The organism is Petrocella atlantisensis (assembly GCF_900538275.1).
Classification (GTDB): Bacteria; Bacillota; Clostridia; order Lachnospirales; family Vallitaleaceae; genus Petrocella; species Petrocella atlantisensis.
Map to the genome: position 1 here is coordinate 2921458 of NZ_LR130778.1, position 14877 is coordinate 2936334.

Consider the following 14877-nt stretch of genomic DNA (forward strand, 5'->3'; position numbering starts at 1 on the left):
TTATAATATGGAGTAACGCAATTTCTGCAGGCTTTTGTAGAAATATTAATGGGAAAGGGGCTTATCCATGCTCAATATAAGAATCGAAAAGGCAACAACTCTCAAGGAAAAACCGGACCCCAATCAACTGGGCTTTGGCAATATATTTACAGATCATATGTTTATCATGGATTATGAAGAAGGTAAGGGATGGATCGATCCCAGGATTGTCCCCTATCAAGACGTGGTACTGGCACCTTCTGCTATGGTGTTTCATTATGGTCAGGAAATGTTTGAAGGATTAAAAGCCTATAGGACTAAGAGTGATGAGATCTTACTTTTTAGACCTGAAATGAACATAAAAAGAACCAATACCACCAATCAACGCATCTGTATTCCACAAGTGAATGAAGCGGATGTATTACAAGCCATAAAAGCAATAGTAGAAGTGGATAAGGATTGGGTACCAAGCTTACCTGGAACATCTTTATATATACGCCCCTTTATTATAGCGACAGATCCGTTTTTAGGTGTACGCCCGGCTAACATGTATAAACTGATGATTATTTTATCCCCTGTTGGTGCCTATTACAAAGAAGGTATGAATCCGGTAAAAATATGGGTAGAGACGGAATATGTAAGAGCGGTTAAAGGTGGTGTAGGTTTTGCAAAAACCGGAGCCAATTATGCAGCCAGCCTAAAGGCACAGATGAAAGCCAAAGAAAAAGGGTATACTCAAGTATTATGGCTCGATGGTGTTGAAAGAAAGTATATTGAAGAAGTAGGTACCATGAATGTATTCTTTAAAATTGATGGTGAGATTATAACCCCTTCTCTAGAAGGTAGCATATTACCGGGTGTAACGAGAGATTCAGTTATTCAATTACTTAAGGATTGGAACATGAAAGTATCAGAAAGAAAACTTTCTATTGATGACCTGTATCTGGCGCATGAAGAAGGTCGACTTGAAGAAGTATTTGGTACAGGTACAGCAGCGGTAATTTCACCAGTAGGTCTACTGGACTGGGATGGACGCCAATTGACGGTCAATAACGGAGAAATAGGACCGGTAGCACGTAAGCTGTATGATACCATCACCGGCGTTCAATGTGGTACGATTGAAGACACATACAATTGGACGGTCAAAGTAAACCAATAGGATAAAAAAACGTTATAACATCACTAGACCATGTGTATTAACTTTATTAAAGAATATGTGAAGCCGCCTTTTACAGGCGGTTTTCTTGCATAACGAAATTAGGTGATAAATATGTGTCCCAAAACTATTTTTCATATCGATATGAATGCTTTTTTTGCCTCTTGTGAACAAGCAAGAGATCCGGGGCTTAAGCAAATACCTCTTATAGTCGGCGGAGATCCTAAAACAAGACGTGGTATCGTTCTTGCAGCCTCCTATGATGCAAAAGCATATGGTGTCAAAACAACCATGTTGATTCATGAAGCCATGCGACTTTGCCCAAATGGCAAGGTGATAGCTGCATCTCACGGTTTATATGTGGAAATGTCCAAAAAGGTTATGGCTATTTTTGATAATTATACACCCTTGAAACAACAGGTTTCCATAGATGAAGCTTTTTTGGATATGACAGGATCAGAGCATCTGTTTGGAGAACCGATAGTGGCAGCAAAGAGGATACAAGAAGATATCCTGAATCAGTTGGATTTACCGTGTTCCGTCGGGATTGCCAACAATAAGCTGCTTGCTAAAATGGCATCGGAGTACGAAAAACCTATGGGTATTACCACACTTTTTGAAGTTGATTTCCGAGAGAAAATATGGCCACTTGAAGTTGGTGATCTATATGGTGTAGGACGTAAAACAGTGCCTAAGTTAAGGACCATGGGCATTAAGACGATAGGTGATTTGGCAAATGCAAAAGTGAATGTACTGGTGGATGTCTTTGGGTATAAGACAGGCATGTATATGCACGAAAGCGCCAATGGTATTGGTACGGATATGGTGGATGGATCTGTGGAACAACCAAAGAGCATCGGGAATGAGATGACCTATTCTAAAGACATAAAGGAAATGAGGTTGATTCAGGAAGAAATCTTATTACTTGCAGATCGAGTGGGGTATCGGCTTAGAAGAAAGATGCTCAGTGGCAAGACGGTTACAGTGAAACTAAAGTACAGTGATTTCACAGTGATGACAAGGTCTAAAACATTAGATGCACCGACCCATCATACAGAAATTATCTATGAAACGGCAATGACACTCATCCATCAGGCATGGTCGAAAAAACCCATACGTTTACTTGGCGTTACAGTTAGTGGTTTTGATGCATCGGATTACCATCAGGTATCCCTCTTTGATATGGAAATGACAACTGAAAAAGCGGAAGTCGATCATATGCTGGATGAAATACGCAACAAATATGGCTACAATAGCATTAAGAGAGCGACATTGTTAGACAAAAAACCACCAAAATAATACCCCAAATTGTACTTAGGATTGATGGTTGTTTTTAAACATACCAAGTGCTATAATTATATTTAATATAAGAGCCATGAAGTGATTCTATAGGAAAAAGATGGGAGTGGAAAGCATGTTGGAATTTAATGAAAAAGTATATCATCGATTGAGCAGAGCCGGTGCTGCTAATATTATTGTAGGCATACTCATGATTGTCTTCGGAATTACCTTGGGAACAGTAACCATTGTATATGGTGGTAAAGTTTTAGCAAGTAAGAAACATTTAATTGATTAATATAAACGGGTTATATTAGAAAAAATAGATGGGAATCTATTTTTTTTTCTTTTTCTTGCAAGTTTATATACCAAGTGGTATAATAACTTGGTAATCGATTATGCTACAAAGGAGAAAAAATGACAGTAAAAAATGAAATCATTGCAAAGGCAGTCGAGCTTTTTGCAAAAGAGGGTTATGAGAATACCGGCGTAACCCGAATCGTAACAGAGGTAGGTGTAACAAAACCATCTTTATATCACCACTTCGGAAGCAAGGAAGGCCTTCTTTCAAGTATTTTAGAAGTATATGGTAACCAGTTTATTGATATTTTCAAAGATGAGCTTCATTATTCAGGTGACTTAAGTTATGCCATAGATTGTTTTGTCATCGCTTATATTCGATTTGTAAAAAGATACCCAATGTTCTTTAGGCTCTATAAACAACTGTATCAAAGCCCTGTTGAAAGTGACTCTTACAGGATTGTAAAGCCTTTTTACAAGCAACTACTCATGCGTTTGGAGCTTTTTTTCACGGAAGTGGCCAACCATCACACGAACCTAAAGACCAAGACAACTTGGATGTCATACTCTTTATTGGGTCTGATGGACACATACATCATACATCATATGACCTTAGGCTCATTAAAGGATCTGGAAGATGAAAAATGTAGACAGGTTGTTAAACAGTTTCTATATGGCGTCTTTGCATAGTACTTGAAAGACGTCATAAAAACAGCATGCTTTATACCGAACGGTAAGTACAGGAGGATATATGAAATATAAAAACATTTACCACATTTTTCCACTTGGTTATACAGGTGCCAATCAAAATGCCAATGATGGCATGTGTAAAAATACGCTTAAGGATATAGTAAACCAAATACCAAAGCTGATAGAATTAGGTATTACAGATGTACTTCTGGGCCCGATTTTTGAATCCGAGACCCATGGATATGACACGGTGGACTATAATCAGATAGATAAGCGACTTGGTACGCGTCAAGATATGACAGATTTAAGTATGGCATGTCATCAGGCAGGTATCCGTATTATTTTGGACTGTGTATTTAATCATGTGTCTAGAAAGCATTTTGCATTTTTGGATTTAATAGCAAACAAAGAACATTCTGTCTATAAAGAGTGGTTTTTGGAGGTTGATTTTAATCGTCATTCATCCTATGGTGATCCTTTTTCTTATGCTTGTTGGGATGGACATGAGCATTTGGTCAAGCTAAATCTAGATTATGAACCTGTTAGAACATATCTCATTGAAACAGCCCAATCATGGAAAAAGATTTATGATATAGATGGTTTAAGAATGGATGCAGCAGATGTTATGTCCTTAGACTTTCTAAGACAACTGAGTGGTTCAATGAAAGAGATGGATCCTGAATTTTGTATGATTGGAGAAGTGGTTCATGGTGATTATAACCTATGGTTGAAGGAAGGTAAAATGGACCATGTGACCAATTACGAGCTCTATAAGGGTCTTTATTCAAGCTTGAATGACAAAAACTATTTTGAGGTTGCCTATGCTCTTAAGCGTCAATTCGGACAAGGGGGTATCTACCCGGCTAATGGTCTTTATAATTTTGTAGATAATCATGATGTGAACAGGGTGGCAGATATTCTGGTTAATAAGGGTCATGTATATCCTTTATATATTATGTTATATACAATTCCTGGCCTTCCCAGTATTTATTATGGCAGTGAATATGGCATGATGGGCAAAAAAAGTCATACATCAGATTCTGATCTTCGGCCTTCCTGGCAGCGTATTCTACATAAAAAAGAAGATGATATTTTTCGAGTTATAGAAAGACTCTCTAAGATAAGGCGTGAAAACGAAGCTTTACATCAAAGTAATTATGAAGAATTTCATCTTACCCATGAAACGATTGGTTATAAAAGAACTTTTGAAAATGAGACCTTGTATGTCATGATCAATGCAAAAACCGATAAGGCATGGTTGGAGTCCGATGCTTTAAGAGGTATGTATTGGGATCTGCTAAATCAGGAGATGGTTGAGTGTCAGGGTGGAACATGGGTTCATGGATTGTGGGGGAGAATTTTGAAAAGAAAATAATGGCTTTTTCTTGCATGAAAGTTGGCCATAACCTATAATAAGGTTGATGTCAATATTGAACAGGTTGAAAAAGAGGACGCTTTATGAAAATAAATAAAGATACAGAAATATATGGACAAACAGCAACGCTCATAGGGTCTGTCGGCTTGCTCTCATGGTTGATTCCTTTGTTTGGGTTCATAGTGAACACAGTTGCCATTGGTTTGGGTCTTTATGCTGTGGAAGATGACCGAGACGGACTCGCATGGGTAGGTATTATTTTTGGTGGTATGGGTTTGATTTTGACCATGCTAAGAAGTGGGTTGGTATATTATTATGGATAAGAAGACTTCTTTTAGGGTAAACAACAGGACAGAAACAATCTATGGTTTTTTGTCCATTGGTCTCGGTAGTATTTCCTTTGCAATTTTTTTGTGGGCGGTTTACCAATCAGCCTATAACCTAAGTGGCCGAGAGATTTTTATTGGTGTCATTGAGTTGGTAGCGATGATGTTATGTTTTGCAGGATTGACCTTGGGCTTTATTGGTGAGACAAGAGAGGATAAACTTAAAATATCCGCACATTTGGGCATTGCTCTTAATATCATCATAGGCATTTTTCATGTCCTTGTTATATGGCATGCATTTTAATTTTATAAAAACTATTAGAAACAGCCAGTGTGATTCATTTGCATCGGCTGTTTTTTGTTTCTCTAGGAAAGTCTATGCTATGTTAATGCATTGAAGCGTCGCTTCTTTTCTTGTTTCCAAGATTTTCTAGTGTAACGAAATCACTTTATTCAAGTGAAATTATGTTCAAAATTACACACTCTATGCAATTTTGATTAAAAATAGTGTATGATAGATGAAGGTGTAAAATCATACACTTTAATTATGATTAGAGCATACAAATCTAGGAGGTCAATTATGAGAATATCCAAAAAAATATTAGGTCAGTTGGAGCGCGTGTACGCTACAACAATTATGGAAGTTAACGGGCGATTAAACTATATTGTGGCATCAGAAGGTGTGAATCAGTGTATTGCTTATGATGCAGAGACAGGCACAGAAACTGTGATATGGGATGAACCCGGTGGCACCATGAACATCGTTCCAATACCTGGGAAAAAAAATGAATTCTATGCAACCCAGAAGTTCGCCCCTACTTTTAATGCGCAAGAAAGTCGAATCGTTCACTGCAAAGTAAGTGAGGATAATGATTGGACGGTGACACCGGTGATGACAATTCCTTACCTCCATCGCTTTGATTTATTACTTATTGAGGATGAACTGTATCTCATCGGCGGTGTTTTATGTAAGAGTAAAGCATTTTTGGAGGATTGGTCAGATCCGGGGTGTATCATAGTAGGTAAGTTTAATGATGATCTTACGAAGCCTTTTGAATTAACAATCATCTATGATGGTATAACAAAAAATCATGGGTTTTATGCCGGTGAATGGAAGAAGCGAAAGGCATACTTGATTACAGGTGTGGAAGGAGTTTTTGCGGCCTATGTTCCAAAACATCAAGATGCACCGTGGGAAGTGGAGAGAATATTCGATTTCGAAGTCAGTGATTGTGCTATGTGTGACATAGATGGTGATGGTGTATTAGAATTGGCAACAATTGAAAAATTCCATGGGGAACATGGGAAAATATACAAAGAAATAAATGGAAAATGGGAGATAATTCATAGCCATAACTATGAGTTTGGTCATGTCGTATGGGGTGGTAAGATTCAAGATAAACCGGCATTTATTATTGGAGGACGTAAAGGTGATATGGAGCTCATCTTGTTTACTATGGATGAAGAAGGCCAAATCCGAGAAACACTAGTCGACAATACAGGCGGTCCAAGCAATATTGCGGTCATAAACTTAGATGACAAAGATGTAATCCTTGCAGCTAATAGACAGATTGGTGAAGTGGCCATTTATGAAATAACCAAAGACTAGGTGCTACGTTAACCTTACACATTGCATTGTCTAATATGATTAGAAAATCGCTATCATTACTCTATTTTTGGCTATAATTATGAGAATTGTTATTAATATTACAACGAAGAGGTTATAATAGACAATAAAGTCATGAACAAGTGTTCAAAAACGTCAAAAATGTAGACAGATGTTCCGGAGGTTGTTATACTAATTCCAGAACGAGACGTCTTGTAATAAAACAATTGCATAATTGGTAAAGTGTTAAAACAATCAACATCAATATCAATATTAGTATCTGTGTATGAATATTGAGAAACTTAGTTTTTACATTTTAACCAAATTTCGAAAGGGGTAAATTATGGATTTACTACTAAACGCTTTTATTGGCTTTGTTAACAAATTTTTAGGACAAGCACCTTTGCTGTTAGGTACCGTCGTATTTATTGGCTATCTATTGCTAGGCAAGAAAAGTTATGAGGCACTTGCAGGATTTATTAAAACATTCGTAGGATTTAAGATCCTCCAGGTTGGAACCGGTGGTTTGGTAGCAACTTTTAAACCGATTATTGAAAGTCTTACTGCAAAATATGGTATTCAAGCATTGGTTATTGACCCGTACTTTGGACAAACCTCTGCAACGGAGTTTTTGGATACTGTTGGTTCATTAGCTTTTGTAGGATATGTTATGATGATTGCTTTTGCATTTAATATCCTGTTGGTAGCCTTTAGAAAGTTTACGAAAATTCGTACATTATTTATTACAGGACATATCATGTATCAACAATCAGCCGTTCTGCTTTGGGCATTATACTGGGTCATTGAAGGAACGACAGGAAAAGCTGTATCTGCACCACTTGTTGTGGTAACCGGATTGCTTATGGGTACTTACTGGTCAGTTATGTCTAATCTAATCATTGAAGCCACTCAAGAAGTAACAGATGGTGCCGGTTTTACCATTGGACACCAACAGATGTTTGGCGCATGGGTTGCTTATAAGCTTGGTGGTTTACTTGGTAACAAAGAACATGATGTCAATCATGTTCAGACACCTGGTTTCCTGTCTATTCTTAATGATAATGTTGTCGCCAACTCTTTGATTATGACCCTCTTTGTTGGTGCAATCATGATTATCTTAGGAGAAGAGACTTTCACCTATAATAGGGCTAACTATTTCTTTGCAACTTATATTTGGGAAACATGTGCATTCTTCGCTGTATATATCACGATTTTGTTAACAGGCGTTAGAATGTTCGTAGCAGAGTTAACAGCATCATTCCAAGGTATTTCGGATAAATTATTAAAAGGTGCTGTACCAGCGGTTGATTGTGCGGTTACATTCGGATTTTCACCACAAGCACCTACATTTGGTTTTATTTTCGGTTTCTTTGGCCAATTGTTAGCTATTTTCACACTTATTGCAATACAATCACCCGTACTTATTATTGCAGGTTTCATCTGCCTCTTCTTTGACAATGGTACATTGGCAGTTTTTGCTAATAAGGCCGGCGGAAGACGTGCAGCTGCGATTATTCCATTTATCGCCGGTTTGATTCAAGTTTGGGGATCAGCACTGGTACTAACCTTTTTAGTAGGTCCACCTGAGGTTATTGGATGGATGGGTATGTTCGACTGGGCAACACTCTTTGCGGGTACGACAATACTATCAAAATATCTTGGCATTCTTGTTCCGATTATTTTAATTCCTCTATTACTCATTATTCCCCAATTACAATATAAAAGACATGCAGAGACATACTTCACAACAATGAGAGATTTCTAAACCTCCCCCAATAAAATAAGCTGCCATAATCGGCAGCTTATTTTATTGATGAACAAACGTTCAATATATCCAATTTTATTGACAAATGTGCAGATAAAGCATAAGATGAGAATATAAGTTAATCAAGGAGGTAAATCATGATACAAGGCTTTGAACTTACAGAGGACTACATACAATTTTTTGAGGCATTACCAAGCTGGGAAGAAGCAGTTATAAGGTCAGCTGAGCCCTTATTAAGAGGTGGGCAGATTAAACAATCCTATATTGACGGCATGATCGAATCGGTTAAAGAGCATGGCCCTTATATTGTTATTGCACCTAATATAGCGATTCCTCATGCCAGACCGGAAACAGGTTCATTAGAAGTTGGTTTTAGCGTGATGGTACTTGGCAAACCGGTATCATTTACTGAAGATGGTGCCAATGATGCTGCTCTATTTATTGCATTATCTTGTGTAGATTCTGAACGCCATTTGGAAATGCTGCAAGAAATTGTTACTGTTTTATCGGATCAGGATAAGCAAGATGCCCTTTTTAATTCAACAACTAAAAAACAGATTTTAGACATTTTTAACTAGATATGGCTCAAGTGTCAAAACAAATGAGTTAAGTTTTGACCCATTGACTGGATTTTTATCAAGAAAGGAATCGATTATGAGTAAAATTAATGAGATTACAAGAGACAGTTGGATACTAAGCACTTTTCCTGAATGGGGACAATGGCTGAATGAAGAAATAGAAAGCACAGTCGTAGAGCCCGGCACATTTGCTATGTGGTGGTTAGGATGTACGGGCATCTGGTTGAAATCAGAGAACCAAACCAATTTATGTGTTGATTTATGGGTGAAAGCGGGTAAAAAATCTCATGGCAACGGCTTGATGACAGACCAACACCAACATCAGAGAATGATTGGTTGTAAAGCCCTTCAACCAAATCTTAGAAATGTACCGGTTGTTATCGACCCATTTATGATTAAAGAAATTGATGCGGTTTTATCAACCCATGATCATGGTGATCATATAGATGAGAATGTGGCTGCAGCTGTATGTCAGAACACAGATACATCCGTAAAATTCATAGGCCCAAAAGCATGTACCGATATTTGGCGCGGTTGGGGTGTTGAAGAAGAAAGACTTATAACATTAAGACCGGGAGACACCTATAAAGTCGGTGATGTTGAAGTTGTTGCCCTTGATTCTTTTGATAGAACAGAATTGGTCACAGCCAAAAAAGGAGAAATACTAAAAGGAAAAATGCCTCAAGAAATGGATGATTTGGCATTGAACTATTTGTTTATAACACCTGGTGGCAATTTGTATCACAGTGGAGACTCTCACTATTCAAATTATTTTGCGAAGCATGGTAACGACTATCACGTGGATGTGGCTCTTGGATCCTTTGGTGAGAACCCAAGAGGCATGACAGACAAAATGACAGCAGAAGGCATCTTGCGCATGGCAGAGTGCTTAAAAACAAAAGTTGTCATTCCCATTCACCATGACATATGGACGAACTTCATGGCTGACCCAAAAGAAATCACAACACTTTGGCATATGAAAAAAGATCGATTAAAGTACCAGTTTAAGCCATTTATTTGGCAGGTGGGTGGTAAATTCACATGGCCGGAAGATAAAGATGCTATGGAATATATGTATGACCGAGGTTTTCATGACGCCTTTGCGATAGAACCGGATCTGCCATTTAAGTCCTTGTTATAAGCTTCAAGTGTTTTGATGTTATACTAAAGATAACTTCAAAATAAAAGTGTATGCACATCTATGGTTTGTTAAAAATAGGAGGAATGAAGATGTTAAAGGTATTAGCAGCATGTGGTAATGGAATGGGTTCGAGTTTGATTATAAAAATGAAAATTGAGAAAGTGTTAAAAGACATGGGGCTGGATTGTGAAGTGCATCACGCAAGTGTAGGCCAAGCAAAGTCAGATGCTAGGAATTTTGATCTGGTTTTGGTATCTCACATGCTTGTAAATGAATTTTCTAATGTCGGTAAAGCAAAAATCATTGGTCTCATTAATCTTTTGTCAGAACAAGAAATCAGAGATAAAGTGGAAGCGGCACTAAAATCATAAGCACATACGGAGAGAGACATGTATACAATAAAGGAACGACCCATCGGTATTTATGAGAAAGCTATTCCTAATCGATTTGATTGGGCCATGAAGATTAAGATTGCAAAGGCAGCGGGTTATGATTTCATTGAAATGTCTATTGATGAAACGAATGAACGTTTGAACCGTTTGCATTGGAGCAAGGAAAAAAGAAAGTATATCAAAGACTTACTGTGGCAGGAATCCTTTTATATCAATTCCATCTGTCTAAGTGGTCATAGAAAGTATCCTTTTGGAAGTAAGGATCCAATCATTCGAAGAAAAGCCTATGATATTATGGAACAAGCCATTGGACTCGCAAGAGATCTGGGTGTTTCTAATATACAACTTGCAGGGTATGATGTTTACTATGAGCCCTCGGATGATACAACCAAAGCCTTATTCCTAGAGGGTCTAAAAGAAGCAACGCAAATGGCTTCAAGTGCTAATGTTATGTTGTCTTTGGAGATTATGGATACACCCTTTATGGGTACCATAACTAGATGCATGCCTTATATTGAAGAAGTGGATTCACCATGGCTCAAAATCTATCCGGATATCGGTAATCTGAGTCAATGGACCAAGGAACCTGATGAAGAACTGGCCCTTGGCATCCACCATACAGTTGGCGTGCATCTAAAGGATACATTACCGGGGAAATTCAAGTGTGTGCCTTTTGGTCAAGGTACGGTTGACTTTGAAGCTTTTTTCAGAAAGATAAAAACCCTTGAGTTCAAAGGTCCCTTCTTAGTTGAGATGTGGGCAGACAATGAATTGGAAGAGGATTATGATACTTGCGTATCTAATATTAAGACAGCAAGACAATGGTTGACAAAGAAGGCAGGTGAAGGCTTTTATGCAAGCTGTTAATCAAAAAATAGTAGAACTGAAAGAAGAAGTTTATAAAGCCAATATTGAGCTTGTAAAACAAGGATTGGTCATTTATACTTGGGGTAATGTGAGTGCAATTGATCGGGAAACCAATCGGATTGTTATTAAGCCAAGCGGTGTGGATTATGACACCATGAAGCCAGAGGACATGGTGGTATTGGATCTAGAAGGTAACATCATAGAAGGCAATTACAAACCATCCTCAGACACACCTACCCATCTTGCACTATATAAAGCTTATGATACCATAGGTAGTGTGGTCCATACCCACTCTGAATGGGCAACTTCATGGGCTCAAGCCGGTATTGATATACCGTGTTACGGTACAACACATGCAGACTATTTCTTTGGAAAAATATTATGTACCAGAGCTTTGACCAAAGAAGAAATTGAAGTGAATTATGAGCTTAACACAGGCAAGGTTATGATTGAGACCATGGCTAATAACAGCAAAAATCCTGATGAACTACCGGGTATGATCATCTCAAATCATGGTCCATTTGGATGGGGAAAAGATGCTGTAGAAGCCGTACATAACATGAAGGTTATGGAGGAAATTGCAAAAATGGCTTATTATACAGAACAAATCAACAGACGTATAGAGCCAATCAGTCAGGTGTTATTGGACAAACATTATTTGAGAAAGCATGGAAAGAATGCCTATTATGGACAGTAAATTGTGAGGTGAAAAGGATGTTGGATAAAGAGGAATATCAGCTGATTATTGATGCATCGGTGCTGTATTATCTAGAAGGTAAAACACAAAGTGAAGTTGCAAAAACACTATATTTGTCCAGACCCAAAGTATCAAGACTCCTAAAAAAAGCCAGAGAACTTCAGATTGTTGATATTACCATTAATTACCAAAATGATGAGTTTGAGAAATTACAAAGCGAGATCAGAAGAACATTTGATTTACCCCATGTGGTCATTACGAAGACACTCTCGGATAAAAATGATACGTTGACTGAAGTTGGTAAGGCGGCTGCAAAAGAGTTGCTCATGCTGCTTCATGATGATATGACACTAGGGATATCCTGGGGTAAGCATGTAAGAACGACGGCAAAATATTTAAAGAAAACAGCTTATGATAATATGCGTATCGTTGAGTTATTTGGCGCCATTAGCTATGATTTGGACCAAACAGATATGCTTAGCATTGGCAGAAGTATATCCAGTAAACTAGGCGGAAAGCTGTACCCTTTACCTTCTCCCATCTATATCAACGATCCCATAGCTAGAAAAGCGATTGTTGAGACACCACTTATCAAAGGTACGCTTAACATGATAGAGAATTGTGACCTGATACTTACCGGAATTGGTTCCATATATAGCAATACATTGCAGACTTTATGGGACAACTATGTGGATAATGAAATGAAAAGCCAGATTGTAAAAAATGGTGGCATAGGTTTTGTATTGGCGCACTTTTTCGATCAAAACGGTAACTTCTTAGACATGGAAGTGAATGATAATGTCATAGGTATTAAGACGGAAAGCATCAAAAATAAAAAGATTATTGCGGTTGCTTCAGGTGAGAAAAAAGCCAAAGCGATTCTAGGTGCTCTTAGAGGTGGACTCATTGACACTTTGGTTTCAGATGAAGCAACTTTAAATTATGTGTTGCAGCTCAATGAAAAGTTAAAGTAGGAGGCAGGGGTATGATTCAAGGGATTGGTGCAAGCGACGGTATCGCTATTGGGAAAGTGTATAAGTATGAACCTGTTGAGGTCGTGATTAAGAGAGAAAGATGTCAGGATGTCAAGAGTGAACAACAGAAGTTTAAGGATAGCATACAAGCTGGGATAGAAGCTTTAGAGGTACTAAAATCAAAGACAGAAAATGAAATGGATGAAGAAACGGCGGCAATTTTTGGTGCCCATATTGAAATCCTAAGAGATCCTGAATTGGCCATAGCGGTATCTGATATGATAGCATCAGAAAAAGTAAAAGCAGAATTTGCCTTAAAAACTGTGAGTGATCGTTTTGTAGCAATTTTTGAAGCTATGGAGGATGCTTATATAAGAGAAAGAGCGGCAGATATTAAAGATGTGACCAGAAGAGTTTTGATGATTCTAAAAGGTATAAAGTCAAAAGGTTTATCGGAAATTGATGAACCTATAATATTGGTTGCAAAAGACCTGACACCCTCAGACACAGCACTTCTAAACAGAGAACTTGTACTGGGTTTTATTACGGATATTGGCGGTAGGACCAGTCATAGTGCCATTATGGCTAGGACTATGGAGATTCCGGCAGTTGTAGGTACCATGGATGGTTTTGATCAGCTAAGCAATGGTGATTTTGTCATTCTAGATGGCATGGTTGGAAGCATCATCATCCACCCATCTTCGGATGAAATTGAAAAATATACGGAAAAGGTTGCGATACTTAATAGGGAAAAATCACTATGGCAAAGTTGTAAGGGTCAAAAAAGTACGACAAAAGACTTTAAAGATATTGATCTGGCAGCCAACATAGGGAGTCCTGATGACATTGATGGTGTTATAGCCAATGATGGCGATGGTATCGGACTCTATAGAACTGAGTTTCTTTATATGGGAAGAAAAAGTTTCCCAACTGAAGAGGAGCAGTACGAAAGCTATAAAACTGTGCTTGAAAAAATGGGTGATAAGCCTGTTGTTGTCAGAACCCTTGATATTGGTGGGGATAAGGAACTGTCCTATTTTGATATGCCAAAGGAGTTGAATCCCTTTCTTGGAAATAGAGCCCTTAGGCTATGTCTTCAGAATATGGATATGTTTAAAACACAGCTTCGGGCATTGCTTCGAGCGGCTAATTATGGTAATTTGCATATCATGTTCCCAATGATTGCAACCATAGAAGAGTTCAGAAAAGCAAAAGCGGTATTACAAGAAGTTGAAAGCGATCTTGAAACGGAACAAATTCCATTTTCTAAAAATTATCAAACAGGCATCATGATTGAAATACCTGCTGCTGCCTTGTTAGCAAATGTATTTGCGAAAGAAGTGGATTTCTTTTCAATTGGCACCAACGACTTGATTCAATATACTTTTGCAGCAGATCGGATGAATGAGCATGTATCTTACCTCTATCAACCTTATAACCCTTCACTTCTAAAATTGATTCAGATGGTTACAGAAGCGGCGCATAAAGAAGGAAAATGGGTAGGTATGTGCGGAGAAATGGCCGGAGAAAATCAAGCTTTACCTTTGTTGATAGGTTTGGGTCTTGATGAACTGAGCATGAGTGCACCAAGTATATTAAAAGCAAGGTACAGTCTGAAGCAGATTGATAGTATAAAAGCAAAGGGACTTGCGGACATGGCATTACAATCTTGTACTGAAGAAGAAGTTAAGCTATTAATTGATGCTTTTTGGAATGAAGTATAAAATAATGGTTAAAGGGTCAAAACTAAGTT

At 38.0% G+C, this 14877-nt stretch carries 16 protein-coding genes; all 16 read left to right on the forward strand.

What is annotated here, in order from left to right:
* Positions 1-67: 67 nt before the first annotated feature.
* The 16 genes from PATL70BA_RS13520 (at position 68) to ptsP (ending at position 14848) form a co-directional block, all read left to right on the forward strand.
* A complete protein-coding gene (locus PATL70BA_RS13520; RefSeq protein ID WP_125137861.1) occupies positions 68-1138 on the forward strand; it encodes a branched-chain amino acid aminotransferase in 1071 nt (356 codons plus the stop codon).
* 111 nt (positions 1139-1249) lie between these two features.
* Positions 1250-2434 (forward strand): DNA polymerase IV, encoded by a 1185-nt coding sequence (locus PATL70BA_RS13525; RefSeq protein ID WP_125137862.1) that lies wholly within the window; start codon positions 1250-1252, stop codon positions 2432-2434.
* Between the two features lie 115 nt (positions 2435-2549).
* A complete protein-coding gene (locus PATL70BA_RS16315; protein ID WP_172596250.1) occupies positions 2550-2711 on the forward strand; it encodes a hypothetical protein in 162 nt (53 codons plus the stop codon).
* Between the two features lie 119 nt (positions 2712-2830).
* The gene (locus PATL70BA_RS13530; RefSeq protein ID WP_125137863.1) at positions 2831-3403 is read left to right on the forward strand and encodes a TetR/AcrR family transcriptional regulator; all 573 of its coding nucleotides are present in this window, start codon (positions 2831-2833) and stop codon (positions 3401-3403) included.
* Positions 3404-3464: 61 nt separating this feature from the next.
* On the forward strand, positions 3465-4778 hold the full coding sequence (locus PATL70BA_RS13535) for an alpha-amylase family glycosyl hydrolase (protein WP_125137864.1): 1314 nt from the start codon (positions 3465-3467) through the stop codon (positions 4776-4778).
* Positions 4779-4861: 83 nt separating this feature from the next.
* A complete protein-coding gene (locus PATL70BA_RS13540) occupies positions 4862-5101 on the forward strand; it encodes a hypothetical protein (RefSeq protein ID WP_125137865.1) in 240 nt (79 codons plus the stop codon).
* A complete protein-coding gene (locus tag PATL70BA_RS13545) occupies positions 5094-5408 on the forward strand; it encodes a DUF6142 family protein (RefSeq protein ID WP_125137866.1) in 315 nt (104 codons plus the stop codon). Before PATL70BA_RS13540 ends, PATL70BA_RS13545 begins: the two co-directional genes overlap by 8 nt.
* A 276-nt stretch (positions 5409-5684) precedes the next feature.
* The gene (locus PATL70BA_RS13550) at positions 5685-6713 is read left to right on the forward strand and encodes a hypothetical protein (protein ID WP_125137867.1); all 1029 of its coding nucleotides are present in this window, start codon (positions 5685-5687) and stop codon (positions 6711-6713) included.
* A gap of 340 nt (positions 6714-7053) precedes the next feature.
* Positions 7054-8475, forward strand: a complete 1422-nt coding sequence (locus PATL70BA_RS13555; RefSeq protein WP_125137868.1) for a PTS ascorbate transporter subunit IIC — start codon at positions 7054-7056, stop codon at positions 8473-8475.
* Positions 8476-8612: 137 nt separating this feature from the next.
* On the forward strand, positions 8613-9053 hold the full coding sequence (locus tag PATL70BA_RS13560) for a PTS sugar transporter subunit IIA (protein ID WP_125137869.1): 441 nt from the start codon (positions 8613-8615) through the stop codon (positions 9051-9053).
* A 76-nt stretch (positions 9054-9129) separates the two neighbouring features.
* Complete coding sequence (ulaG, locus tag PATL70BA_RS13565; RefSeq protein WP_125137870.1) at positions 9130-10194, forward strand: L-ascorbate 6-phosphate lactonase; 1065 nt, start codon at positions 9130-9132, stop codon at positions 10192-10194.
* 89 nt (positions 10195-10283) lie between these two features.
* Positions 10284-10565 carry a PTS sugar transporter subunit IIB gene (locus tag PATL70BA_RS13570; protein WP_172596251.1) on the forward strand — a complete coding sequence of 94 codons (282 nt, stop codon included), beginning with the start codon at positions 10284-10286 and terminating at the stop codon, positions 10563-10565.
* Positions 10566-10583: 18 nt separating this feature from the next.
* Positions 10584-11453 carry an L-ribulose-5-phosphate 3-epimerase gene (locus tag PATL70BA_RS13575; protein WP_125137872.1) on the forward strand — a complete coding sequence of 290 codons (870 nt, stop codon included), beginning with the start codon at positions 10584-10586 and terminating at the stop codon, positions 11451-11453.
* Positions 11440-12150, forward strand: coding sequence for an L-ribulose-5-phosphate 4-epimerase (locus PATL70BA_RS13580; RefSeq protein WP_125137873.1), 711 nt, complete (start codon positions 11440-11442; stop codon positions 12148-12150). Before PATL70BA_RS13575 ends, PATL70BA_RS13580 begins: the two co-directional genes overlap by 14 nt.
* 17 nt (positions 12151-12167) lie before the next feature.
* On the forward strand, positions 12168-13124 hold the full coding sequence (locus PATL70BA_RS13585; protein ID WP_125137874.1) for a sugar-binding transcriptional regulator: 957 nt from the start codon (positions 12168-12170) through the stop codon (positions 13122-13124).
* An 11-nt stretch (positions 13125-13135) separates the two neighbouring features.
* Entirely contained in the window at positions 13136-14848 is a 1713-nt protein-coding gene (gene ptsP, locus PATL70BA_RS13590; protein ID WP_125137875.1) for a phosphoenolpyruvate--protein phosphotransferase, read from the forward strand.
* Positions 14849-14877: the final 29 nt, after the last annotated feature.